The organism is Paraglaciecola arctica BSs20135 (genome assembly GCF_000314995.1).
Lineage (GTDB): Bacteria > Pseudomonadota > Gammaproteobacteria > Enterobacterales > Alteromonadaceae > Paraglaciecola > Paraglaciecola arctica.
Window position 1 is genome coordinate 265,871 of record NZ_BAEO01000062.1, and the last position, 26,993, is coordinate 292,863.

At 39.9% G+C, this 26,993-nt stretch carries 19 protein-coding genes and 1 pseudogene; 9 read left to right on the forward strand and 11 right to left on the reverse strand.

Translation table 11 applies throughout. From position 1 onward, the window contains the following. Nucleotides 1–89 precede the first annotated feature (89 nt). The 6 genes from ftsA to mutT all read left to right on the forward strand — a co-directional run bounded on the left by ftsA (nucleotide 90) and on the right by mutT (nucleotide 8,194). Entirely contained in the window at nucleotides 90–1,319 is a 1,230-nt protein-coding gene (gene ftsA, locus GARC_RS21480) for a cell division protein FtsA (protein ID WP_039990283.1), read from the forward strand. A gap of 96 nt (nucleotides 1,320–1,415) precedes the next feature. Beyond that, nucleotides 1,416–2,588, forward strand: a complete 1,173-nt coding sequence (gene ftsZ / locus GARC_RS21485) for a cell division protein FtsZ (RefSeq protein WP_007624392.1) — start codon at nucleotides 1,416–1,418, stop codon at nucleotides 2,586–2,588. A 151-nt stretch (nucleotides 2,589–2,739) separates the two neighbouring features. After that, nucleotides 2,740–3,654, forward strand: a complete 915-nt coding sequence (lpxC, locus tag GARC_RS21490) for a UDP-3-O-acyl-N-acetylglucosamine deacetylase (protein ID WP_007624394.1) — start codon at nucleotides 2,740–2,742, stop codon at nucleotides 3,652–3,654. A 304-nt stretch (nucleotides 3,655–3,958) separates the two neighbouring features. Beyond that, nucleotides 3,959–4,867, forward strand: a complete 909-nt coding sequence (locus GARC_RS21495) for a M23 family metallopeptidase (RefSeq protein WP_007624396.1) — start codon at nucleotides 3,959–3,961, stop codon at nucleotides 4,865–4,867. A gap of 144 nt (nucleotides 4,868–5,011) precedes the next feature. After that, nucleotides 5,012–7,705: a preprotein translocase subunit SecA gene (secA, locus tag GARC_RS21500; protein WP_007624398.1), complete on the forward strand. Its 2,694-nt coding sequence runs from the start codon at nucleotides 5,012–5,014 to the stop codon at nucleotides 7,703–7,705. A gap of 90 nt (nucleotides 7,706–7,795) precedes the next feature. Beyond that, on the forward strand, nucleotides 7,796–8,194 hold the full coding sequence (mutT, locus tag GARC_RS21505) for an 8-oxo-dGTP diphosphatase MutT (protein ID WP_007624400.1): 399 nt from the start codon (nucleotides 7,796–7,798) through the stop codon (nucleotides 8,192–8,194). A gap of 143 nt (nucleotides 8,195–8,337) precedes the next feature. Here the strand turns inward: mutT and GARC_RS21510 are convergent, their stop codons facing one another. The 5 genes from GARC_RS21510 to GARC_RS21530 form a co-directional block, all read right to left on the reverse strand. Next, a complete protein-coding gene (locus tag GARC_RS21510; protein ID WP_007624402.1) occupies nucleotides 8,338–10,584 on the reverse strand; it encodes an alginate lyase family protein in 2,247 nt (748 codons plus the stop codon). A gap of 207 nt (nucleotides 10,585–10,791) precedes the next feature. Next, nucleotides 10,792–11,145 carry a cupin domain-containing protein gene (locus tag GARC_RS21515; RefSeq protein WP_039990284.1) on the reverse strand — a complete coding sequence of 118 codons (354 nt, stop codon included), beginning with the start codon at nucleotides 11,143–11,145 and terminating at the stop codon, nucleotides 10,792–10,794. 205 nt (nucleotides 11,146–11,350) lie between these two features. Then, nucleotides 11,351–12,223, reverse strand: coding sequence for an NAD(P)-dependent oxidoreductase (locus GARC_RS21520; RefSeq protein ID WP_007624409.1), 873 nt, complete (start codon nucleotides 12,221–12,223; stop codon nucleotides 11,351–11,353). 362 nt (nucleotides 12,224–12,585) lie between these two features. Beyond that, entirely contained in the window at nucleotides 12,586–15,651 is a 3,066-nt protein-coding gene (locus tag GARC_RS21525; protein WP_007624413.1) for a TonB-dependent receptor, read from the reverse strand. A 550-nt stretch (nucleotides 15,652–16,201) separates the two neighbouring features. After that, nucleotides 16,202–17,200: an NADP-dependent oxidoreductase gene (locus GARC_RS21530; RefSeq protein WP_007624415.1), complete on the reverse strand. Its 999-nt coding sequence runs from the start codon at nucleotides 17,198–17,200 to the stop codon at nucleotides 16,202–16,204. Nucleotides 17,201–17,351: 151 nt separating this feature from the next. On the opposite strand from GARC_RS21530, the gene GARC_RS21535 reads away from it, so the two are divergent. The 3 genes from GARC_RS21535 (at nucleotide 17,352) to mtnK (ending at nucleotide 20,826) form a co-directional block, all read left to right on the forward strand. Further along, complete coding sequence (locus tag GARC_RS21535; RefSeq protein ID WP_007624417.1) at nucleotides 17,352–18,251, forward strand: LysR family transcriptional regulator; 900 nt, start codon at nucleotides 17,352–17,354, stop codon at nucleotides 18,249–18,251. Nucleotides 18,252–18,341: 90 nt separating this feature from the next. Further along, complete coding sequence (locus GARC_RS21540; protein WP_007624420.1) at nucleotides 18,342–19,517, forward strand: dipeptidase; 1,176 nt, start codon at nucleotides 18,342–18,344, stop codon at nucleotides 19,515–19,517. Nucleotides 19,518–19,578: 61 nt separating this feature from the next. Continuing rightward, complete coding sequence (gene mtnK, locus GARC_RS21545; RefSeq protein ID WP_039990214.1) at nucleotides 19,579–20,826, forward strand: S-methyl-5-thioribose kinase; 1,248 nt, start codon at nucleotides 19,579–19,581, stop codon at nucleotides 20,824–20,826. Nucleotides 20,827–20,919: 93 nt separating this feature from the next. Here the strand turns inward: mtnK and GARC_RS21550 are convergent, their stop codons facing one another. The 6 genes and pseudogenes from GARC_RS21550 to GARC_RS21570 form a co-directional block, all read right to left on the reverse strand. After that, nucleotides 20,920–21,807 (reverse strand): SDR family NAD(P)-dependent oxidoreductase, encoded by an 888-nt coding sequence (locus tag GARC_RS21550; RefSeq protein ID WP_007624424.1) that lies wholly within the window; start codon nucleotides 21,805–21,807, stop codon nucleotides 20,920–20,922. Between the two features lie 303 nt (nucleotides 21,808–22,110). Then, nucleotides 22,111–23,307 carry an MFS transporter gene (locus tag GARC_RS21555; RefSeq protein ID WP_007624426.1) on the reverse strand — a complete coding sequence of 399 codons (1,197 nt, stop codon included), beginning with the start codon at nucleotides 23,305–23,307 and terminating at the stop codon, nucleotides 22,111–22,113. 302 nt (nucleotides 23,308–23,609) lie between these two features. Continuing rightward, nucleotides 23,610–23,744 (reverse strand): annotated as a pseudogene (locus GARC_RS26845) (oxidoreductase); the annotation flags it as partial. A 281-nt stretch (nucleotides 23,745–24,025) separates the two neighbouring features. Beyond that, nucleotides 24,026–24,682 (reverse strand): ribose-5-phosphate isomerase RpiA, encoded by a 657-nt coding sequence (gene rpiA, locus GARC_RS21560; RefSeq protein WP_007624430.1) that lies wholly within the window; start codon nucleotides 24,680–24,682, stop codon nucleotides 24,026–24,028. A gap of 62 nt (nucleotides 24,683–24,744) precedes the next feature. Further along, nucleotides 24,745–25,326 (reverse strand): 5-formyltetrahydrofolate cyclo-ligase, encoded by a 582-nt coding sequence (locus tag GARC_RS21565; protein ID WP_007624432.1) that lies wholly within the window; start codon nucleotides 25,324–25,326, stop codon nucleotides 24,745–24,747. Nucleotides 25,327–25,346: 20 nt separating this feature from the next. Continuing rightward, the gene (locus GARC_RS21570) at nucleotides 25,347–26,981 is read right to left on the reverse strand and encodes a hybrid sensor histidine kinase/response regulator (RefSeq protein WP_007624433.1); all 1,635 of its coding nucleotides are present in this window, start codon (nucleotides 26,979–26,981) and stop codon (nucleotides 25,347–25,349) included. Nucleotides 26,982–26,993: the final 12 nt, after the last annotated feature.

The window sequence follows — 26,993 nt, forward strand, 5'->3', positions numbered from 1 at the left end:
TAATAACTGGATAAGAAGAGATTATATTAACGTGAATGTGGCGAGTGTAGTGATTGAGGTGAATGTGATGAGTGTCAGAGTTGGGCAACATGTCTAAGGGTACAGATAGAAAGCTAATTGTTGGCTTAGACATAGGCACCAGTAATGTTAAAGCCGTGGTGGGTGAGTTGTTACATGACAACTCTATCAGCATTGTGGGTGTAGGCAGTCATTCGTCTAAAGGCATGGATAAGGGAGGTGTGAACGACCTTAATCTTGTGGTGCAATCAGTTAAACGTGCCGTGCATGAAATGGAACTGATGGCAGACTGCAGCGTATCTTCGGTGTTTATGTCAATTTCGGGACGCCATGTAAAATGTCAAAACGAAAGTGGCATGGTACCTATTAATAATCAGGAAGTGATCCAAGAAGATGTAGACAATGTTGTTCACGCTGCGCGCTCTGTGCCTATTGCCGCTGAGCGTCGTTTGTTACACGTATTACCGCAAGAATTTACAATTGACGTACAAGAAGGCATTAAAAATCCAATTGGTATGTCAGGCGTCAGAATGGAAGCACAGGCACATATTATTACTTGTGCCGATGACATGGCCAAAAATTTAGTTAAGTGTGTAGAACGTTGTGAGCTAACAGCTGACCAACTCATTTTTTCGGCTCTGGCTTCTAGTTATGCGGTATTAACAGATGATGAAAAAGAATTAGGCGTGTGTGTGGTAGATATCGGAGGTGGCACTATCGATATGGTGATCTACACCGATGGCGCTATTCGCCATACTGCGGTCATTCCAGCTGCGGGTAACCAAATTACTAGTGATATCGCCAAGATATTTCGAACACCCATTAGTCATGCTGAAGAGATTAAAATTAAACATGCTTGTGCTCTGAAAGACATGGTTAGTATGGAAGAAAATATCGAAGTGCATAGTGTTGGTGGCAGGCCATCTAGAGCCATGTCTAGGCATACATTAGCAGAGGTAATTGAACCTCGTTATCAAGAATTATTTGAACTGGTACATGATGAGATCCGCGCCAGTGGTTTAGAAGAACAAATTGCCGCTGGCATAGTATTAACTGGCGGCACAGCAAAAATGGAGGGCGCGGTTGAGTTTGCAGAAGAAATTTTCCAAATGCCAGTTCGTGTAGGCGAACCATTAGGAATGAAAGGGTTATCTGAATATGTCGAAGATGCAAAATTTGCGACAGCAGTAGGGCTACTTCAATACGGTAAAGAGCATGTCATTAGTCAACTTGCCATGAAAAACAAGGCAAGTGACGGGGTATGGCAACGAATTCAAAGTTGGTTTAAGGGTGAGTTTTAAGAGTTGATCTTTAAACACATACTTTAAGCGATAAAAAATGGGCAGTGGGCAAGGATGAATACCTAACTGCTTTTATGTATAAACCGGAGAGTAAAAATGTTTGAATTAATGGATAGTCATAGCGAAGAAGCGGTAATTAAGGTTATTGGCGTTGGTGGTGGCGGCGGTAATGCAATAGAGCACATGGTGGCGCAAAATATTGAAGGTGTAGAGTTTATCGCCATCAATACTGATGCTCAGGTGTTGCGAAGTTCTTCTGCAAACGTCACGCTGCAAATTGGTTCTGGAGTAACTAAAGGTTTAGGTGCAGGTGCTAATCCTAATATTGGTCGCCAAGCCGCAGAAGAAGATAGAGAAACTATACGCCAAGCTCTTGAAGGTGCAGATATGGTATTTATCACTGCTGGTATGGGTGGTGGTACAGGTACAGGTGCGGCTCCAGAAGTGGCTAAAGTAGCTAAAGAATTGGGTATTTTGACAGTAGCTGTTGTTACTAAGCCTTTTCCCTTTGAAGGTAGAAAACGTACTGATTTTGCTGATCAAGGTATAGAAGAATTATCAAAATACGTTGATTCATTGATCACTATCCCCAATGAAAAATTATTGAAAGTGATGGGCAAAGGAACTCCTTTGTTACAAGCTTTTAGTGCCGCAAACGATATATTAAGTGGTGCGGTACAAGGTATTGCTGAACTTATTACACGTCCAGGCCTGATTAACGTGGATTTCGCCGATGTAAGAACCGTTATGTCTGAAATGGGTACCGCAATGATGGGCCATGGCAGTGCATCTGGTGAAGATCGTGCAGAAGAAGCTTCAGAAAGTGCAATTGCATGTCCACTTCTAGAAGATATCGATTTGTCTGGTGCTAGAGGTATTTTGGTCAACATAACTGCTGGCCCTGATTTCTCAATAGATGAGTTTGAAACTGTAGGTAACGCTGTTAAAGCTTTCGCTTCTGAAAACGCCACTGTAGTAGTGGGTACCGTAATCGATATGGATATGACTGACGAATTGCGCGTTACTGTTGTAGCAACGGGTATTGGTGCTGAAAAGAAACCGGATATTTCTTTAGTGTCTAGTAGAGCAAATAAAGTGATTGCAGATGCTCACGAGTTTAAACTGCAAGCTAATGGCTCAAATGTTATGCCCAGCGCTAGTGTGATGCCTGAAACTGCAAAAACGGTTACAAACTCTGAAAAATCGGAGCAAGGTAATGATTTGGAATATTTAGATATTCCAGCATTTTTGCGTAAACAAGCAGACTAGTATTAAAGTGAATTATTTAGTAAAAAATCAGTCTTATTTGACGATTAATGACAATCATTAAGTTAAATGTGACAGTATTTTGACTAAAATAAGTATTTTTAGTACAATATGTGCCGCTTTTTATTCGACTAAGCTATTGAGCTGAAAGGTTATGATTAAACAACGCACCATTAAACAATCTGTACAAGAGACAGGAATTGGTCTGCATAAAGGTGACAAGGTCACTATGACTCTCCGGCCAGCGCCTGCGAATACGGGGATCGTATTTCGCCGCGTTGATCTTGAGCCTTATGCTGATATCCCTGCTCGTGCAGATGCTGTCGGCGATACTATGTTATGTACATGTATCAGTAACGCTGAGGGTGCGAAAATTTCTACGGTTGAACATTTGTCCTCTGCTTTGGCAGGCTTAGGCATAGATAATATTATTGTAGAAGTTGACAGTGATGAGTTGCCTATCATGGATGGTAGCGCTAGTCCGTTTATCTTTTTGCTGCAATCAGCTGGCATTGAAGAAATTAATGCACCAAAACAGTTTATAAAAATCACCAAAGCTATCAAAGTTGAAGACGGCGATAAGTGGGCCGAATTTCGCCCTTATGATGGCTTTAGGGTGGATTTTAGGATAGATTTCGAACACCCAGTGATCAGTCAAACTCGCCAGCATATGGTTTTAGACTTTGACTCTTCGTCTTATGTAGATGAAGTGAGTCGCGCGCGTACCTTTGGTTTTATGAAAGATCTTGAATACATGAACTCACACAATTTAGCCTTGGGTGGCAGTATGGAAAATGCTGTGGCATTAGATGAGTATCGGGTGTTAAATCCTGAAGGACTGCGCTATCCCGACGAATTTTTAAAACACAAAATACTTGATGCTATTGGCGACTTGTATTTATGTGGTCACAGTATTATTGGTGAGTTAGTTGCGTATAAAACAGGTCATGGTTTGAATAACAAATTACTTAACGCATTATTGAAAAATAAAGAATGTTGGGAATTTGTTGGTTATGACACGCCTGAAGAGATGCCTATTCGTTTTGCATCAGTATTATTGACAAACTAACACTTTGTTATGTTGTTTAATTTGACTAGTCGATTACTACTTAGTTAAATAATGTTCCTGTATAGTTATCAATAATATTTGGGTCAACTATATGTTATTGTTCTTAAAATAATATCGATACTTGAATATATCAGCTCAAGTTTGATGTAAATGCTGATAGAAGATATTCCTCGCGGGATATCTGTATGGTATAAAAAATCAACTCTATGTTGTGATTGATATAACATGAAATGCTGTTAGGTTATGGCTTGGTGAATTAAACTCAAAGTATATTGAGTCCATGTTGAAAAGGCAGTCAATAGTAATGAAATTAACGTTACTCTTTAGAAGTAATAAAGCACGATTTGTGCTGAATATTGATAAACCCAAATTGCTTTTGGGGTTATTAGTTATCAGTGGTGTTTTTTTTGTTTCCAGTCGTTCTACCCATTATCCAGAAGAAAATATAGCTAGGCTCCAATATGCTAAAACAGGCTTAGAGCAACAAGCTAATGAAGTTAGTGAGCTCAAAACCTCTACCGAACAACGCATGACAGGGGTGATGCTTAAGCTAGCGGATATGCAAAGCCAAATCCAACGCTTAGATGCCTTAGGCTCAAGATTGGTAGAGCGAGCGAAGCTTAATCCTGATGAGTTTAGCTTTAACCAAATACCTAGCATGGGCGGTCCTTTGGACAACAGCACTGTGAATATTCAAGTGCAAGATACGCTATTGTCGGAAATGACAGGCATGCTCGAAAAAATCCAAAATAAAGCCCAAGAACTTACTGCCCTTGAATCTATCATGCTAAGTCACCATATAGAGCAAGAGAGCAGGTTAGAGGGTAAACCTATTTCCAAAGGTTGGTTATCTTCTTATTACGGCATACGTAAAGACCCTTTTAGTGGTTTACCGGCCATGCACAAAGGACTCGATTTCGCAGGGAAAGAAGGCGAACCCGTATTAGCGACTGCTGCAGGTATTATCACTTGGTCTGGTTCCCGTTATGGATATGGCGAGTTGGTTGAAATCGATCATGGTGATGGTTTAGTGACACGTTACGGGCACAACAAAGAAACAAATGTTAAGATCGGTGATGTGGTTACAAAAGGACAAAGTATTGCGGTAATGGGTAATACTGGCCGTTCTACCGGAGCCCATGTTCATTATGAGGTGATCCGTAATGGTAAACCGCAAGATCCATTACCTTATATATACCGCAAAAGCTCCTAGCAATTGCAGGAGTCATAAACTTATTAACGACAATCGGCTCATATGAGCCGATTGTTTTATTTTAGTAAAGGGTTTGTTCATAAGTTGCTCGCAATTTGTGCACAATTAAAATTATTAATCTTTTAGATTGGAAGTTGTAAATCGATGTTTTCTAGTATCTTCACCAAAATATTCGGCAGTCGAAACGACCGAACAATAAAAAAGTTGGGCAAGTCTGTTGATCTTATTAATCAGCTAGAAACTGAATACGAAGCCTTAACTGACGAACAGATTAAAGACAAAACCAGTGCATTCAGACAACGTCTAGACAAAGACGAGACCACAGATGATATTATGGTCGAAGCTTTTGCCGTAGTGCGTGAAGCGAGTAAGCGTGTGTATGGCATGCGTCACTTCGATGTACAGATGCTCGGCGGTCAAGTATTACACTTAGGTGAAATTGCCGAAATGCGTACCGGTGAGGGTAAAACCTTGACCTCAACTTTGCCTTCATACCTTAATGCGATATCAGGTAAAGGTGTGCATGTTATTACCGTTAATGACTACTTAGCCAGTCGTGATGCAGATTGGAGTCGGCCGTTATTTGAATTTTTAGGTTTAACGGTAGGTTGTAATATCCCAGGCTTGAATCATGAGCAAAAAAGAGCCGCTTATGCTGCCGATATTACTTATGGTACTAATAACGAGTTTGGGTTCGATTATTTACGAGATAACATGGCGTTTAGTCCTGGCGATCGCGTTCAGAAGTCACTGCATTTTGCGGTGATTGATGAAGTTGACTCGATTCTTATCGATGAAGCACGTACTCCACTAATCATTTCTGGACAGGCTGAAGATAGCTCTGAGTTGTATCGTAAAATAAATGTCATAATTCCTGAGCTTTCTAGGCAAGAAAAGGAAGATGAAGAAGGTGAAACAGGCGACGGCCACTACACCATCGATGAAAAGGGCAAACAAGTCCATTTGACCGAAAATGGTCAGATATTTGTTGAGCAAGTTTTACAGCGAGAAGGTATTTTACCAGCAGATGAGTCTTTGTTTGCTGCTGCTAATATTTCATTATTACATCATGTTAACGCCGCGTTACGAGCCCATAAACTCTTTTCCAGAGATGTAGATTACATAGTTAAAGAAAACGAAATTGTCATAGTAGATGAACATACTGGGCGTACTATGGAAGGGCGTCGTTGGTCTGAAGGTCTGCACCAAGCAGTAGAAGCCAAAGAAGGCGTGCACATTCAAAATGAAAACCAAACATTAGCTTCTATAACCTTCCAGAATTATTTCCGTTTATACGACAAACTTTCTGGCATGACAGGTACGGCCGATACCGAAGCCTTTGAATTTCAAAGCATTTATGGCTTAGATACAGTGGTTATTCCAACTAATCAACCTATGGTTCGTAAAGACAAAGCGGATTTGATTTTTTTAACCGCCGAGGAAAAATACGAAGCGATAGTTGAAGATATCAAAGATTGTGTAAAACGCGGTCAACCTGCTTTAGTGGGTACAGTATCAATTGAAAATTCAGAATTGATTTCGGGGATTTTGAAAAAAGAAAAAATCGCCCATAAAGTACTCAACGCTAAGTTTCACGAACAAGAAGCAGATATTGTTTCGCAAGCCGGTAAACCAGGCGCTATTACTATTGCCACTAATATGGCCGGTCGTGGTACTGATATTGTTTTAGGTGGCAACTGGCAGGCTGAAATTGAAAAAATTCATGATCCTAAGCCAAGTAAAATAGAAAAAATTAAAGAAGAATGGAAAATCGCTCACGATGCTGTTTTAGCTTCCGGTGGTTTACATATCATAGGTACAGAGCGTCATGAATCACGCAGGATCGATAACCAACTACGTGGTCGTTCAGGTCGTCAAGGTGATGCGGGTTCTTCGCGTTTTTACTTGTCACTAGATGATGCGTTAATGCGTATATTTGCCTCTGAAAAAATGGGCAATATGATGAAGCGCCTAGGTATGGAACGTGGCGAAGCTATCGAGCATCCTTGGGTGACACGTGCTATCGAAAACGCTCAACGTAAGGTTGAAGGTCGTAACTTCGATATGCGTAAACAATTGCTTGAATATGATGATGTGGCTAATGATCAGCGTAAAGTTATTTACGAGCAACGTAATGAATTATTAGACGAAGGTGAAATCAGTGAAACCATTGAAGTCATTCGTCAAGATGTGGTCAATGGTATTCTAGACCAATATATCCCGCCACAGTCCCTAGAGGAAATGTGGGATGTTGCTGGCTTAGAAGAACGCTTTAAAGCTGAATTTTTAACCGATATGCCGGTACAAAAATGGTTAGATGAAGACGATAAGCTTTATGAAGAAAAACTTCGTGAGCGCGTCTTAACCGAAGTTAACGCAGCCTATAAAGCCAAAGAAGAAATTGTTGGTCCAGAGGTCATTCGCCAATTTGAAAAAGCGGTGATGCTGCAAAATCTCGATAGCCATTGGAAAGAACATTTAGCGGCTATGGATCATTTACGTCAAGGGATCCATTTACGTGGTTATGCCCAGAAAAATCCTAAACAAGAATATAAACGTGAATCTTTTGAGCTGTTTTCTGAGATGTTAGAAGCGTTAAAAGTTGAAGTTGTGACTATCTTAAGTAAGGTACAAGTTAAAGCTCAAGAAGACGTTGAAGCGGTTGAAGAACAAAGACGTCAAGCCGATGAAGCGCCGAAGAAATTTGAGCATGAATCTGCCAGCAAACCAGAACAACCTAAAACTGAAATACGTCAGGGGCCAAAAGTAGGTCGAAATGATGCATGTCCTTGTGGCTCAGGTAAAAAGTATAAGCAGTGTCATGGTAAATTAACCTAACTAAAGCTTTAAAAGTATGATTTGAAAGTCGGGCTTATGTCCGACTTTTTTATTTTAAATGCTAGTTTTTAGAAGATAAGAGAATCCCTAATGAAAATAGTCGAAGTTGCTGTCGGTGTGATTAAATCTGCTAATAAAATCTACATAAGCAAGCGCTCAGATGACTTACATCAAGGTGGTAAATGGGAATTCCCTGGTGGTAAACGTGAAGCCAATGAAACCATCGAGCAGGCACTGGCAAGAGAGTTGTCAGAAGAGATTGGTATACAGGTTACCAAGCAAAGCCCCTTTATGCTGATTGAGCACGACTACGGCGACAAAAAAGTGCGTTTAGATGTGCGTCTAGTCGAGGGGTTTGAAGGCGAGGCTAGCCACCAAGAAGGCCAACAAAGCCAATGGGTAGAGATTAATGAGTTACAGCAGTTTACTTTTCCAGATGCGAATAAAGTCATTATTGATAAGCTTGTTGGTTCATTGACTGAAGATTAATAATCTGGACTCGGCTAAACTGATTCAGGTATGTCTATCTTGGAATGTTATCCGGGTCGATAGAAGAGAGTTATCACTGTTGGTGTAATTAAAAATGAGATTGTCGAGACCGACAATCTCATAATTTATTAGTACATTATGAATTAGTTATCAGAATAATAATAAGCACCTTTCCAGCCATATGACTTGCCATCAACTTTCAACTTATGTTGCTTGGAAGGAGATGCATTTACATTGGATAAAATGAATACACTTGTCTGGCCTTTTACATCTTTAATTGTCACCGCTGTATAGTTAACATCGTCATGAACAACCTTTAGCTCAGCAATGTTACTATTAGAATTGACCGACAACTCTGAAACAGGGCTATAACTTCCATGTGGTTCAATCACTGATGCAAAAACTGTGTTGTCACTGTCTTTTCTTCGGATCATCAACGCAGCTTCTCTACGCAAATTAAACTCAGGATCATTAGCACCCATTCGAGTCAGTAATAACTCGTCAGAATCTTCTGTGGCTGAAGTTAATGTGTAGTACTTACCCTTACCTAACCAAGAGAATTGTGTACTGCTGGTAGATGGTTTGCCTTTACCTTCCAAATACAAATGTTGATAACCATTGTCATTACCCAGTGGTTTTAAAATGTTAGGTGAGTCATAACTAAAATTATTGCTCAGCACTTGACCTAAATAATAGAAGGGCATGTCATATTGATTTTTTTGCTCAGAGTTTATTTTCATTATGTCTAACAGAAACGGCTTATCGAAACTTTTGTTTTTAATCACAGCCATAGTCCGATGCATTTTTGTACCTGGATAGGCATTGGTTTCAATCGCACTGATTATTTGAACATTTTTATTTGAGTCATCATAAACATACAAATCTGAGTGATGTTTACTAGCAACTTCGTATTTTCCGGCAAAATGCATAGTTTCATTTTGCGATAGAGTATTGTGAGCAATAGTGGTTTTAGCCCAGGTTTTGTTTTCTTTTAAATAGTTACCGCCGCCTTTTTGACCAATGTTAACAAAACGCGCAAGTCCATAATCCTGAAGGACTTCATCTCCTTTTTCATATAACGAAAAAGAAAGTTTGTCATAGTGACCATGGCTTAAACCTTGTGCCGCATACTTAAACACTAGTGTTAAGTCTTCATTACCATAACGAAGTACCCCAACACCGCCTTGTTTACCATCTGGACCGTCAGATAAATTGATAGAGTTTTTTACAAAAGGTTGAGTTTTTCCATCGCGAATTCCAATAGCGACAGCAAGACCTGATTGGTCTAACAATACTTCATTCTGCTTTTGTGCAATGCTCAGTAATTGTGGATTTTGATTACCGTATTGATACGCAATGTCTACGGCTGTAACCAATGAAGCGGTATAATAAGACATGCCTTTTTGGCCATCATTTAAAGGGAAAAATTCGCCATCGGCATCTGACAAATTGAGTAAGGCGTCCACACCTTTAAGTAGTACATTGTCCTTGTGTTCAAATACTTGCATGTCAGGTTTTACATTGTGCATGGCTAGCCCAAAAATCAAAAATGGATACATAGCATAACGTTGATAATAAGGGCCTTCAGTGTAATAACCATCTGGTGAAAAGGGATCTTCCAGATTCGCTAAGAAACCGGCCTTTTGACCTGCAACCTTAATAAACCCGCCGTCGTTGTCTTTGCCGCCAATTTCAAGGCCATCATCTTCGATACCGTACAAGGCTCTATGCAGCAACTCCTCGTCATTCATGACAAGGGCGATCATGCCAACGGCTGCGTTGCCCCAAGTACTATGGTTATGTACTCGATTATAAAATTGTGGATTATCGATGGAGATAAAATCAGCAAAAGGTCGAAATAAGTTATTTTCTAACTTGTCACGTTCTTGTTTGGTGAGGGTATCGTAAATGGCATCATAGGCTTGGCTCATATAAACCAGCCAATTGCTGTCATTTAGACATTGCCAGAATAATTTTCCGCGGGCATAAGAGCGTTCTTGGGGATGAACCGGAAGGTCTTTATACATGGCTTCATACTGAAACAGCATATCCCGGATGTATTTGGCATATTTATCATCTTGCAAAATTTGATACAGCGCTCCGGCTTTTTGCGCGGTCAGAAAATTTATCTTGTGTCTTTGGTGGGTATACCCACCCGAAAAATCCTTTGGAATAGGGGTGTCGATCCCAAATGCAATTTCAGCGTCAACTTCTTGCTTAACACTTTGTACCGTGGCATCAAATAAAGGCACTTTACCCAGATTTTTTCTAACTTTTTCTACCCCATCTTTGGTCAAAATTAAGTTTGGATGCTGCTGCGCTTGGGATAAATGTGGTGCTGCAATTGTGACTACAAGCAATAAGAGAGTAGTGATTTTTATTAGGTGCATTTTAGTGTGTCCTTAATCTAACAATTTCATAGTTCGCCAGTCTCGAAATCATGATTTTTAGTCAGTGTATTTGCCCGTTGCCACAAATTCAGTATTTATGTGGTAATAATTATCTTTAGGGCTTTGCCAAACAGAGAATGCTTGCATACTCAAGTATATGATTTTGTGCCATGTAGTGTTCAAGTATGCAATGACTAATCTTTGTAATTATGGAGCTGATAACCCTTCAACAAAGTCTTCTCGTGCCGGGCTAAAGGTATCAATTAAAATACCGCCTGTAGGACAAGTCGCACCATGGTCTGCGTGTGGTGGTATCAAGCAGCTATCACCGGCTTTTAATATTTTGGTTACACCATCAATATTAAAATGGAATTCGCCTTCAACGACATAAGTGACTTGTGAATGTCTATGGGCATGATTGTAGCCAATCGCCCCTTTTTCAAACCAAATTTTCACTGCCATTAATTCTTGGTTATAACCCAACATTTGGCGCTTTAAACCACCGCCAATATCTTCAATTTCAGTCTCGTTACCAAATAAAAAATGTTCACTTTGGCTCATAATTAACTCCTGATTTTTAGCCATCATTATTTTCTTAGTATTGGGGGTTAAGCTACCCAATAAACGTTAAACCAGCTTGTAAATTGAACTAAAAAGCCTCTAAAAAAGAGGCTTAATAATCGATATTATCATTTATAAATAATGTCTATTTTTGTTACCGAAAAAACCGCTTGTAAGCTATGCACCGGTAACCATTCAATTATTTTTATAACTTAAGAAAATAATCGTAGATTTCCGGAACATTGCCGTTCCCCATGCCCGCATCAACTGCAGCCTGAAGATGGGCAGAGGTGCCCTCTGCAATTTTAGCAGTGGTACCTAAATCTTTAACCATCTCGAGGAAGTAACCTAAATCCTTGTTGGCATTATTGATAGAGAAGCCTAAATCACTTACACCATCAACCGCGTAGTTTTTACAGAAACCCATAAATGGTGAATTAGAGGGGCCTGTAGACATGATATCGAAAAGTTGTTGACGATCTACACCAGCGCGTTCTGCAACTGCGAAAGCCTGAGACATAGCTGTAACTGTCGTCATACCGATGAAGTTGTTGATTAGTTTAGTTGTGTGACCAGCACCTAAAGAACCTAAATAGAAAACATTCTCTCCTTGCATCTCAAGAATGGGTTTAACCTTATCGAAGGTCGTTTGGTCACCAGATGCCATGATGTTAAGTAGGCCATCTTTAGCATGAGCGGGAGTACGACCAAGTGCGGCATCAACCATACCAGCGCCTTTCTTAGCAAGGTCAGCACCGATTTTACGGGTAGAAGCTGGGATCGATGTACCGAAATCAATCAAAACAGCGCCTTCTTTAATGCCAGCTAAGATACCGTCATCAGCATAAACTAACTTTTCGACCACATTAGATGTGGTTAGGCATAACATCACAATGTCACTGGCAGCTGCTAATTCGGCCGCTGAGGTCGCTTCTGTAGCGCCCCGTGCAACAACTGCAGCAACTGCGTCTTTGTTAAGGTCCATTACTATTGGATGAAAACCTTTCTTTTGTAGGTTTTCAACCATGTTACTGCCCATGAGGCCAAGGCCAATGAAGCCTATGGTAGGTTTTGTCATAAATAATTCCTATTTATAGTGATATTAATTTTACTATTAGCCATGTGTTTTGGTTTATCACATTAACAATGGATGATTTTTTAGTCTGTTTATGACTAATACGTATTCATCTGTCTAATTTACACTATTGGTAATGTAATTGGTAATAATCTTTCTGGTATAATTGGTAATGTCATTGGTAATGATTGCAAGTATTTCTTCCAAAAACAGTTGGGTTTTACCGAACATTACAATTTGCTTCAAAATCAATTTGGACCTATCGTTACGGGCTTTATTAGCTACCCCCAGCATAAAGCCGGAGGTAGATTGCCGCCACAGAATGGCGTGCCTGAGTTTTATATTTCGCTTTCGTTTTCTAAGTATTAGAAACGGTAGCTAGCACCAAATGTAATACGACGGTCTGCTAAACCTTGGAAACAAAGGATTGCGCCTTCGTTAACACAAGATTGAGTAACGCCTGATTTATTTAAGTTTACCGCTTCTATACCAACGTTTAGTTGCTCGTTAACATCATAACTAACACTTGCATTAAGCTGGCCACGGTCATGAGTATAAACTGGGAAACCTAAAGTAGAGTTACGTGATGCACCACCTGCGGTATCATCGGTACGGAACGCTTCACGCCATGTGTAACGAACACGTGCTGATAAACCAAATTTTTCATAGTATGCAGTAAGGTTGTAAGCATTTTCAGAGAAGTCTAAAAGACCTTGTACTGCGGTCACTTCTACAAAGTCCGCGTCATCATAAATGCCGTTAATGGCATTGAAGATATCAGTACCACGACCCGCAGAAGTGTTAACCACTGAACCACCCTTATATTCTTGGATAGTGTAGTTGGCCATAAAACCAAAACCAGATGCCCAACCTAAATCATCTTCAAAGCTAGATAAGTCATACTGAACGGCCATCTCGATACCGGTTTGAGTGGTTTTAGCTGAATCGTTGACTTGCGTCGCTTTATCAACACATGCACCTGTAACGCCTATAGGAGCTAAGAAATCATCACCTACTGCAATTGGGTTAAAGATACCACCACTAGAACATGTAGGGTCATTGGTAGTAAAAAAACCATTCCCATCTCTTGATGCAGAATCTAAAGTAGAAACAAATAAGTTACCGATTTCTTTATCAAAGTAACCAATGCTTATTACCGCCGCTTCAGCAAAATACCATTCAGCAGATAAATCTAAAGTAGTGATTTCTTGTGGTTCTAAACCAGGATTACCAATGGATACCGATTGGTTGATATTCGGATCATAAGATACTGACGTGTTTAAATCGCCAAAATCTGGACGACGTATATCTTGTCCCCAACCTAAACGCAGCACAACATCATCATGGGGTGTATACACAAGGTTAAGACGAGGTAATGTGAAGCTGTAATCACCAGAAATAGTCGTTAACGATGTACCATCACTTGTGGTTGTATTACCTGTTGAATCAACGGTTGTTTCAATGTGTCTTACACCAAAATTACCGACTAAATGTTCAAATTCGAAGTTAGCTTGTGCATATATGGCCTGTGTTTCTTCTGAAATACTAAAGAAAGCAGAACTTGAAGGCGTTAAATTTGATAAGTCAGGTGAAGAGTCATGAGCAATCAGCGCAGCTTCTAATGTAGCCAATACATAATCTGGGTCGTCAAATGCTAAATCTGGATCGATGATAATAAAGTTACGCATTGCCAACTCACGACCATCAGCATCACCAAAATTACTGGGACCTTGTACTAACAGCTCAGAAAACAATGAACCACTTGGGCTATCAACCATCTTGCTGAAACCACCAATATTATCGCTTATATCGTTAAACGTACTTTCACGTTTGCTCACACGGAACCCAAAATCAACCGAAGTAACAGGGGAGTCTTCTAAGTAATATGTGAAATCTGCGCGTACTGCGTCTAACGAGTTGTTTGTTTCATTGCGACCTATTTGAACTTGGTCTAATACAACGTTTGCTGGATCCAGTAATTCAGCAACAGTTGGAGCAAATGGTGAATCAAAGTTAATACCAAATGTTAACGCGCCACCTGTTAGGTCATAGATAAATGGGACAGAGTTATCATTACTTGTATTTGAAGTAATGTTACCGTCTTCATCTAAACCATCTAAAGGTGCGTTCGGGTTAATGAAGTTTAAAGTAGTGCTTAAATTTGGGTTAGTTGTATCAGAACTAGCTGATGATATTTCAAAGCTTGCGAACAAGTTATCGCCTTGCCATTCCCCGCCAAAACGGAAAAGTTCTGTATCAGTTAAACGCGCACCATTATCACTACTAAAACGTAAGTTAGGATCATCGTCATCTACACCAAGCATAGGCTCGATTGTTCCGCGAACGGCTGCTTGGATGCTACCAAGTGCAACACCGTCCAAGGAACCGTAGTTTACTGTTTCAAACTCTGTCGGTACGGTATGGTCAAGTACTGAGGTTAGACCAGAACCTTGTACACGAGTACTATCTTGACGACGTTCTTGGTCAGTCAAAACAACATCTAAGAAAAACTTAGTGTTGTCATTGGGTGCATATTCAAATGTGGTTGATATGTTCGTTGTTTCATATTCGAAGTTTTCGTATTCTTGGTTTAAGAATCCAATACCTAAAAAATCAAAATCTTGACAAGCTGGACGATCAGCCACATCTTGAGGAGCTTCACCATCGCGTACTACTGAGGCATTACAGTTTTCAACTAAACCACCGTCACGGTCAACACGTGGACGGAAAGAAGAAGATTCTTGCTTGGTTAAACTGCCACTCATTACAAAACCGAATTTACCGTTATCAGTATCCCAGTTATCGCCATAAACGGCAGAGAAACGTGGCTGAATACCATCAGTCGTTAAGCTGCTATCTTCGCCTTGAATACGCACGTTGATTAATTGTTCACTAAGCTCTAAAGGGCGAATAGTTCGCAAGTTAACAGTTCCACCCACTGAACCTTCGATTGTTTTGGCGTCTGACGCTTTAGTTACTTCTACAGCAGCAATGATTGATGCTGAAATATCTTCAAAGCTAATACCGCCTCGACCAGTACCAGCACCAACAGTTTCAACGCCGTTAATTAAAACATTGTTTGAGTTTGAACCACGGATTTGCACACCTGTACCAACACCAGCAGTTCTGGTGATTTGCACACCTGTTACGTTTTCTAGCACTTCCGCAAGGTTTTGATCTGGTAACTTACCAATATCTTCAGCCTGAATGATTTCAATTAGGTTAGTCGATTCACGTTTTTCTAAAAGGGCACTGGTAAGAGAAGCTCTGATGCCAGATACCTCAATCACTTCAAGACCTTGATCGGATTGAGCTTGTTGTGCCGAAACAGTCGGAGCTGCTAATAATGCGACGATAGCTGCACTGTAAATCGCTGAATGTGTTTTGCGACTTTTTAGTACAGAGCTAATTTGGTTTAATTTAGTTTTCATGCGTTCTCCACTCACTATTTAAAAAGTTTTTATAGTTTTTTGATACACAACTTGTTTACGTTTTGTTTGCATTGTAAACAAGATGTTTCAAGCTTGTGCGCTAAACTAACCAATTAGTGCGTAGCATGTCAATGATTTGTTATTCCAATGTAGTCTATTATTGTATGTTTTGTAATACCAGTGGCGGGTATCTTTCTGTTTATTGGTAATGTTTAATGTGGGGATTTTGTAATTATTGGTAATAACACAAAGTCTTTTTTAAGTTTAATTTAAAGTGGATTGGTGTTGCTGCGTGGGGGTTTGTGGCGGGATTAAAATGAAGTTTACTAACACGTTTATACCAAAATATAAGTAATTAATTGGTAAGAGGGTAATGAAATAATGTAGATGGAAATACTTTATATTAAGAAACAAATATTGCGGATAACGAGATGAGTCGAAGTTACTTTTTACTAAGTTGAGACAACAATATCAAACTAAATTTGAATGTCTAGAACGTTAAAACCACCCGAAATTAAAATTTCGGGTGGTTAGTCTACTTAAATTGGTTTTACAATTTTACAATTAGTTTACCTTTGTTACCACCGCTCAAAAGTAAATTTAGACCATCGATAGCGGACTCTAATCCATTTAATACATGAGCTCGGTGTTTGATTTTACCTTGCATTACGTATGGGGTGAGTTTACCAATTAGTTCTGGTAGTTGACCAAAATGATCAGGCATGGCAAAACCTTGGATAGTGATACGTTTTTTGATGATTGGGATCCAGTTCGGGCCTGCGCTAGGTGTCTCAGCTGTGTAATCAGAAATCATACCGCATACCACTGCTCTGCCGTGGGCATTCATATGATCGATCACGTGATGTTGAATTGGGCCACCGGTGTTCTCAAAGTATATATCTACTCCCTTAGGCGCTAACTCAGTTAATTTAGCGTCGATATCATCGGTTTTGTAATTAATTGCAGCATTAAAACCTAGGTCATTGACTATCCAGTCACACTTTTCGTCTGAACCAGCCACTCCAATTACTTTTAGCCCATCAGCTTTAGCTAGTTGCCCAACTATAGAGCCCACCGAACCTGCGGCACCGCTAACTACTATGGTTTCACCCGCTTTAGGGTGGCCAAAGCCAAATAACCCTTGAGTTGCGGTTAAGCCAGGTAATGCAAAGACAGATAAGACCATTTCTTCATCTAATCCTGGTTGTACTTTTCTGAGACCTTCACCAGTACTTAATAAATACTCTGTCCATCCCATCAGGCCCATGAGACGTTCACCAACGGTAAAGTCAGGGTGATTACTTTCTACCACTTCACCTATGCCTGAGGAGCGCATTACTTCGCCTAATCCTACAGGTGGGATATAACTTTCTGTGTCAGGGCTCATCCAACCAATCATTGCAGGATCCAGAGACATATGGGTTTGTTTAACCAAAATCTGCCCTGGACCAGCGCTTGGTATAGGTTTTTGTACCACTTCAAAAAGTTCTGCACCTATAGGGCCGGGGGCAGGGCGGGCAACAAGATTAATCGCAGTAAATGTACTCATATTTAGAACTCCAATGTGTGATTATTATTAGGTAACTGTGTAAGTAAGGCTAGTATTGCTGAATAAAATAGCTAGATATATAGCTGAAAAGCGCTATCTTTATTGTCATAAAGACAATAATAAGTCGTTAGCTTAAGTATTTGAGGATGTTATGGATCAATTTCGCGCACTAAGGTATTTCAGTAAAGTCGCAGAAACAGGCAGTTTTACTAAAGCTGCGGGTGTTTTTGGGGTGCCACCTTCATCGTTGTCGAGGCGGGTAGCCGATTTAGAAAACAGTTTAGGCGCTACCCTGCTGAAGCGTTCTACCCGTGAAGTCAAATTAACTGAAGTGGGACAGCGTTATTATACTCAAGTGTTAGATATTCTTAATCAGCTTGAACAAAGTAATGAAGCGGTGCGCAGTTATCAAGCAAAACCCATGGGGCATTTACATATTAGTTCTATGGTGGGATTTGGCGAACGTATTTTATTGCCATTGCTTGACGAATTTAGTCAGCTTTACCCTGAAATCGTTCTAGACGTTAGCTTAAGTGATGAGTTATCTGCACTGAGCCGTGATGATGTCGATCTTGCTATTCGTGGCGGATATGCCCCGAATGAAAGAGTGCTAGCTATAAAATTGATGGGTAACCAATTTATTCCAGTGGCGGCGCCGAGTTATTTAGCTGAGATGGGTAAACCGGTACACGCAATTGAACTAAAACAACACAAAGGTTTATATTTCCGCACGCCTAATGGTCCTACTCCTTGGTTAAGTTATATAAATGCACAATGGCAAGATGTCTCTGCGCCGCAAGTAGCCGTTTCCAACAATGGAAATTGGTTAGGTGACATGGCGGCAAAAGGTAAGGGTATTTTAATGGTGCCACGTTGGGCGACCGCCCATCATTTAGAAAGCGGAAAATTAGTGGAGTTAGTACTAGAGCCACAAGTGCAAATTAACCAAAATAACGATATGGCAGTTTATTTGTTATATCAAAAACAAAGGTATCTAGTACCTAAAGTAAAAGCCGCAGTGGATTTTTTAGTGGCTAGAGTTAAGTGTTAATTTCATTTAAAAAATGGAATTTTATTTGACATTTATTCATCGAACTAAGATCGTACGTCATTATTTTTCTTAACTCATAGATTAATCTTCATGCCATCTAAAAAAGCTATTTATAAAATTATTGCCTTGATCGTCATTCTTGCTGTTGTTGGCTTTTTTGTGTTTTTCCCTGCCCAGTTAGATAAACAAACCAACCGCTTGCATGATTCGACCTTGCCTGTGATATCCGAGCAAGCTAGAACCTTGCATAGTCAGTTATTTATAGGTGACTGGCATAGTGATACGTTAATGTGGAAAAGGGATTTAATGGACAAGCATGATTATGGGCATGTGGATATTCCGAGATTGCAGCAAGGAAATGTGGCATTGCAAATGTTTACTACAGTCACTAAGTCGCCCGACGGAATTAATTATGAAGCAAACAGTACTGATGCCAGTGATAATATTACAAAACTAGCATTAGTGAGTCTTTGGCCTACAAATACATGGGGCAGTTTGGCTGAACGCGCACTGTTTCAGGCAAGTAAAGCACTAGAGTTGGCGGATGAATTTCCCGAGCAAGTGTCCCTTATTACCTCAAAATCAGAACTCTCACAGTTTCTAAAACAGCGAGAAGCCAATCCAAAATTATTAGGAATGTTGTTAGGTACCGAGGGTTCTCATGCCTTAGATGGTGAGTTAAGCAATATACAAAGTTTATTCGATAGTGGTTTTCGAATGATGAGCTTACAGCACTTTTTTGACAATAAATTAGGAGGTTCATTGCACGGAGAAAGTGGTGAAGGCCTAACTGAATTTGGAAAAGAAGCACTACAAAAAATGCAGTCTTTAGGGATAATGGTGGATGTGTCCCATTCTTCTGAGCAAGTGGTCAAGGATGTATTAGCTATTAGCAATCAGCCTTTATTAGTTAGCCATACTGGTTTTTACGGACATTGCCCATCAGCACGGAATATCCCCGATGATTTGATGCAACAAATTGCTGCTAACAAAGGTCTGATTGCAGTAGGTTATTGGGATGGTGCAGTGTGTGAGCCAAACGTGACTGAGATTGCTAAAGCAATTAAGTATGGCATTGAATTAGTCGGTAGTGAGCATATTGCCCTAGGCTCAGACTACGACGGAGCCACTAGTGTTCCTTTCGATACATCGCAGTTAATTTATTTAACGCAGGCGCTGTTAGATTTAGGGCTTAGCGAACAACAAATTAAGCAAGTGATGGGTGGTAATATGCTGCAATACTTGCAACTACATTTGCCTGATTAAATTCAGCTCAGCAACTCCTAATTAATGCAATTTGAATGTAATTAAAGGTCAATCACCCTTAATGGAATATTATCAACTTAATCAACACAATCTTATTAATTATCTGCAGTCACTCCCGGAAGTTCTGCAGAGGTTTTCGTGTTTCGATCATTTAGAGGTGCAAGAAATAAACGATGGCAATATGAATTTTGCCTTTGTGGTGACAAACAAACAAGGATCAAATCAGTCAGTCTTTGTTAAGCAGGCTCCACCCTATATTAAAGTGATGGGTGAGCAGTGGCCATTGACGCGGCAACGTATGACTGCGGAAATTAATGCTTTAAATTACCAATCTAGTGTATGCCCAGAAATGCTACCAGAGGTGTATTACCAATCTGAAGCATTGTCAGTTGTTATCATGCAAAACCTGAGTCAACATGCCATTTTGCGCACTGAGCTAATACAAGCTCGGTATTTACCTCGACTGGCTGAAGACTTATCTACTTTTCTAGCAGAGACCTTATTTTATTCCTCTAGTTTCGCGCTGTCTTCTTTAAATAAAAAAGCCATGATCAGCAAAAGTAATAATCAGGATATGTGCAAAATCACCGAAGATTTTGTGTTTACCTATCCTTTTGAGCATCATGAAATGAATGATTACAATCCTGCTCTATCCCAGACTGTCATCGATTCGATTCAAAAAAATCCCAATGTTCGAGCACATGTTGCACAAATGAAATATATGTTTATGAATAAACCTGAAGCTTTGTTACATGGCGACTTACATACAGGTTCAGTGATGGTAAACGGGCTAGAAACCTTTGTGATTGACCCTGAGTTTTCTTTTGTTGGTCCTATGGGATTTGATATTGGCGCTCTTATTGCTAATTTATATATAAACTACTTTTCTCATGCACATAAAAGGTCGGTGGAAGCGGCCAATTATTGTCAATGGCTACTACAAACCATTGACGACCTTTGGTATAAATTTGAAGCTAAGTTTCTATCATTGTGGGCAGAGCATGAACTGTCTATACAAAGTCCGTTTATGGGCAAAGATCTGACAGGCGGCACTCATCAAACTTTTAGACAGGCATTTTTGCAACAAGTGTTAAGCGATAGTTTAGGTTTTGCAGCATGCAAGATGATACGCAGAATTTTAGGAGTGGCAAAAGTGGCTGATTTTATGCAATTTAAAAAAGATCAAAAACTTAGAGCAAAACTAGAAACTCAAACACTTAACATGGCGATTGAAATTTTGGTTAACCGCCATGCCTATACGAGTATTGCTGATGTAAATAAATTGGCAGAGGATTTGGTGGCAGTATGAAGTATATCTCAGTATAAGTTCTAAACCACCGCGAACATTCCTTGCTCCCGGCGGTTTAATATCAATCCTTTATACGCAACGGTATAACTTGGCTTATAACATCTTTATCTCATCGTCTTTTAAGTGACTCACTATAGGGCTGTTTTCTGCATCAGCAAATGCAGCGTCTAAAAGTGATGATCTATAAGCTATAGGTGCGCGGAAATTGGGGTGGGTAAATATGTAAGCCTGTCCTGACTGCAGGGCTTCAACTACACGTTTGGCTAAGACTGAAGTTGGAATACCAGACTCTACTAGATCTTTTGCTTTATTTACGCCATTTGCAGATCTTTTTCCACCAGTTCCCTGTTCCTTCACTTCTTTATATTCAGGTTGAAGGTTGCGTAGTGACTCATGGATCCGAGTTTGAACAAAAGCAGGGCAAAGCGCCGACACCGCAATATTATACTTTTTCAATTCAGCGGCCCAACTTTCTGACATAGAAACCACCGCGGCTTTTGAAGCGGCATAAGCACCAGAATATGGCACCCCATTCATACCGGCCATAGAGGCTACGTTAATGATCCAACCACCTTGACCATGGCGCTTCATACTTGGCCCAACAGCTTGAGTGCCATTTACTACGCCCATTACATTCACATCCATAACCCATTTCCAGGTTTCGAGTTTAGTGTCTTCTATTGAGCCGGGAACACCACCTACTCCAGCGTTGTTTACCAACATATGAATATCACCAAATTTTGCTTGTGTTGCAGCTACTGTGTCTTGCCATTGTTGAAAGTTGGTTACGTCTAATGGGCAAGCTAACACTTGCACATTAGCGTCTTGTAATTTTTGTTCTGCCTCTGCAAGTTGAGATTGGTCAATATCAGCAATGACAATGTTCATACCCAATTGCCCAAACTCTTCGGCAAGAGCAAAACCAATGCCACCTGCTCCCCCAGATATAATGGCTGTTTTACCTGCAAATTCGTTCGACATGATGATATTCCTCGATAATTAAGAATGTTGATTTTCTAAGTATGAATGAATATTAGGTGTTGGCTTATTACAAAAGTACTTTATTTCGCGAATTGGTAAGGCTTCATGGAATGAATATAAGGTAACTGTGAAAAAGGTTATGCGCCACAGTGTATACAGAGGAAAAGGAGAACAGCGCAGGGTTTATAAGATTAAAGTTAGGTGAATCCCTTGAACTCGACCTGATACATTCTCATCTGTATCTAAATAGTGTCTGTTTTGTGGTAGTGAGTTGGCATTGAACTAATTGTCACCCATACGTGCTTAGGCCTGTTCATGTAAACTAATGTTTCGTCCACCTAAATAACCAAACACACCGCATAACAAACTAGCTAGAGCGCACAACCACAATACAGGCGCCCAACTGTTGAAGTACGAATGTAAACCTCCTGCAAACATTGGCCCTATAGCTGCCAGTAAATACCCGATGCATTGTGCCATCCCTGATAACGAAGCCGCTTGTCTTGAATCATGAGTTCGCAAGCTGATGTAAGATAAACCTAAGATAAAAATCGCCCCAGAGCAAAAACCTAAAGTGGTTGACCATATAAAAGCAAAGTTAGGTAAATACAATAGACCTAATGAACATAGGAACCCCAAAATGGCTAACAATAATGCCAGTATTTTTTGATCTTTTAGTTTGGATAATAGTGGTATTAGTATAATACCAGGTACAGCAGAGGCAATTTGAAATGCGCCATGAAAAACGCCTGCTTGTTGCGCATCGTGTCCACCTTCCATTAATATATTAGGTAACCACGCAATAATTACATAAGTAAAAAATGAGTTAAGACCAAGACAAAAAGTCACATGCCATGCTATGGCATGATGCCAAATTTTACCTTTAGTGTAAGACTGAGTAAGGTCTCTGGTGGGTTTAGTATGTAATTTTAACTGCGGTAACCAAACAATCAGGCCCAATAGAGTGATTAAGCCATAACTCGCTAGCGCAATTTTCCATCCGATATCCTGATAGTCAGCCAATGGAATAATTAAAGCAGAATAACTACCTCCAAACACCCCCATTGCTAAAACATATGCGGAAGTCATTACTGCCACTTTATGTGGGAAGTCTCGCTTAATTAAACTGGGCAATAAAACGTTACCCACTGCAATACCTACACCAATAACCGCAGTACCGAGGTAAAGAATAATCACTGAATCGATCAAGCGGATACCAAGGCCCAAACCAATCAACACTAGTGCAATAAACAACGATATTTCCAGACCTTGTCTTTTCGCTAGACTTGTAGCCAAAGGAGAAGCGATAGCAAATGCGAGTAACGGTAATGTGGTTAACATACCCGCCTGAGAGGACGTTAGTTGGAAACTGTCAATGACTTGATCTAGTACTGGACCAATACCGGTGATAGGGCCTCGTAAATTGGCTGCTATCAATAAAATGCCTAAAATCAAAATTACAGAGGAAAAAAGGGAGCGAGTAGGCGAAATAGGGTTCATTACAAAATTCAATAGTAAAAAATGACCACGGATAATAACAGACATCTATTAGCATAGTGATGTTTGATAGGACTAATGCCACAAGAAGTATCACACACATGGTGTTGCAACAAGATTATGTACCCTTGTATTGCTTACCTTAGCAAGTATTCAGCAAACTTGAAGTGGCATAGTTAATTTGGGCACCTAACAAGGAATGTTATGCAATAAAACTCGAATTCAATGTTCAAGTGCACCATGCTATAAATATCTAATTCATTAGGTGATTTGTTAACGTGGGGTCAAGGTAAGTATCGTTCCGCTGCTAATTGTTGCTGGTCGATATCAGCATTGACGATTTTTATTCCTAATTGCCGAAATTCTTCGGCTAGAGAAAAACCTATGCCGCCCGCTCCACCCGAAATAATGGCTGTTTTACCTGCAAATTCGTTCGACATGATGATATTTCTCAATAATTAAGAATGTTGATTTTCTAAGTATGAATGAATATTAGGTGTTGGCTTATTACAAAAGTACTTTATTTCGCGAATTGGTAAGGCTTCATGGAATGAATATATGGAAAGTATAAAAATATAAATAGTTAATAAAAAAAATTTGACCATGGGGGACACAGAGAACACAGAGAAAAAAATGGGTAATTGATAGAATTCTTTCCTCTGTGCAGCGAAGCGCTCTGTGTCCTCCGTGGTTCAATGCTTTAGTCTGTTTTGTAGCGAAATTAATTAATCGTTTCAACGCCGTTATCAGTGCCAACCAACACCACATCAGCGCCGCGATTAGCAAATAAACCGTTTGTCACTACGCCAACTATGGCATTAAGTTGTCTTTCAAGTTCTACTGGATTTAGGATGGTTAGATTATGTACGTCTAAAATCACATTGCCGTTGTCAGTGATCACGCCTTGACGATAATCAGGATCGCCACCTAGTTTGACAATCTCTCTGGCCACATAAGAGCGGGCCATGGGGATCACTTCGACGGGCAATGGGAATTGGCCCAACATTGGAACTTGTTTAGAATCATCAATAATACAAATAAACTTCTCAGCAACAGCAGCAACAATTTTTTCCCTAGTGAGGGCTGCACCACCGCCTTTTATCATATGTTTGTGTTTGGTGATTTCGTCTGCACCGTCTACATAGATATCAAATTTGTCGACCGAATTAAGATCAAATACTTCAATACCCAAAGCTTCTAAACGTTTCGTTGAGGCATCTGAGCTTGATACTGCACCCTGAATTTTATGTTTTACATCAGCCAATGCATCGATAAAATAATTAACAGTTGAGCCTGTGCCAACACCAACAATAGCGCCATCTTCTATATATTTTAAGGCTGCTTGAGCTGCGGCTTTCTTTTTGTCATCTTGTGTCATGTGTTTAGGATCCTAATATTTAGAAATGCTTGGATTATTCATAGTGTAACTCAAGCAATAGTTCAGCCGACATCAAAATATTGTTCTGGCGTGGCAATACCATTTAATGGAATGTCCCAACTGTCAGTGAGTAAGATATCTGTTTGTTGGCAGTTGTGTGCCAGACCAATGAGTTGAGTGGATAATAAATCACGGCGAATAGGGGCTAAAGTTCGATCATAATATCCGCCTCCCATGCCTAACCTATTTCCCTGTGCATCAAATGCGACCAGTGGCGTTAGTATCAATTGAATATTAGTCAGTGGACATAGGTTTGTAGTAGTAACTATTGGTTCTTCAATACCATAACAGTTTTTGCGGGTAGCTGAATTAGGATGGTATTCAACAAAGAGTAAATGCCCTTTGCTAAAAGGGTGTAATACAGGCAATAACACACTTTTCCCGTGTTGCCAGCAATACTCAATAATTGCCTTAGGATCAATTTCACCATCATTTGCTATATAACAGGCAATGGTTTTTGCTTGAGCTAGAGTGGTTGATGAAAGACAGGTTGTTAATAGATTATTTGCCGCTGTCGATTGTTGCTGAGCCGACAAAGCTTGACGCTTGTTGCGATACTCTGTGCGTATTTTTTGTCTTAGCACTATTATTAAACCTACATAATTTATGTATTTGAAGAAAAGGGAATAAAGCGATTTAGTGCTTGGACAAGTTTTTCTTTTTCTAAGGGTTTACATAAATACTCATCCCAAATTTTGTCCTTATCGTCAAATTTGTGTTGGTTAAATGCATCGGCCGATAATGCAATAATAGGGAGCTGCGGATATTTAAGTTTAATTTTTTCAGAGGCCTGACGGCCATCAATACCGGGTAAGTGAATGTCCATGAAGATCAGATCAAATGGTTGATTCTTGACTATCTCAATAGCTTCTTCTCCTGTTCCGACAATTGTGATTGGAATATCTAAGGATTCAAATGTTGCTAGCATCACCGCTTGGTTGATTTCATTGTCTTCTACCAGCAATACCTTGCTACTGTGGTCAAAACTTGCTTTTTCTGGCGTTGCAAGACTTACTCGCTGTAAAATTTTGACATCATTCTGCAGGGGCAACATTACTTTAAAAATACTTCCTGAACCCAATGTACTCAAAACCTTTATTGTGCCACCTAAAAGCTCTACTAACCCTTGTATAATCGATAAGCCTAGACCACTACCTTCTGAACTTTTGGCCTGTCCGACTTGTTGAAATTTACCAAATAGTTTTGTTTGATCTATGGATGAAATGCCCGCCCCTTGATCTGCTACAGAGATCACAAAATTTTCATTACTAAGGGAAAACTCAACTTTGACCCACTTGCCACTATCAGTGAACTTAATTGCGTTATGCACCAAGTTGGTAATTATTTGGCTAGTTTTGGCTTGGTCGATAGCTAAATGAGTCGGCAGGTTATCACTTACATTTATCGAAAACGCGACGTCTTTTTCGGTGGCTGTAATGGCTAACATGCCCTCTAAATCTTTAATGAACTCTCTTATGCACGTCAGTTCGATTTGAACTTGCATCATACCGGCTTCAATTTTATTTAAATCAATTACTGAATTCACTACGCTTAGCAGCCGTTTGCCTGAATAATCTATATGGCTTATATACTCAGAAAATTTTGCAGGTAATTTGTGATGTTCAATGTCAATGTCATCTAACATCAAACGACTAAAACCAATAATTGCATTCAGTGGTGTGCGCAGTTCGTGACTCATATTAGACAAAAATTCGGTTTTATGGATGTTGGCTTGTTTTAGCTCTTTTATTTTTTTGCGCAATTCCATTTGTGAAATGACCGACCTGCCCAAAACTTCAAGTGCCTGACGTTGATCACTGGTTAATTTGTTTGGTTTATCATCAATTACGCACAATGTGCCAATAGCATGACCATCGTGGCTGACTAGAGGTGTACCCGCATAAAAACGAATATTTGGTGCTGAGGTCACTAGTGGGTTGTCAAAAAAACGTTGATCTTTCAGAGTATCCTGAACCTCAAAAATTTCTTTTTGATGGATCGCATGGGCACAAAATGCGATATCTCTGGAGGTTTCTTCTGCGTCTAGGCCTACTTTAGACTTAAACCACTGCCTATTAGGATCAACTAAACTGATTAAAGTAATGGGTGTATCACAAATTTGAGCTGCGAGCTGAGTTAAGTCGTCAAAGATTTTTTCAGCATCAGTGTCTAAGACGTCATAGTCGTAGAGGGCTTTTAAACGAGCTGCTTCGTTTGGTGTTGGAGGGGCAATTTTCATTTATAACTATAA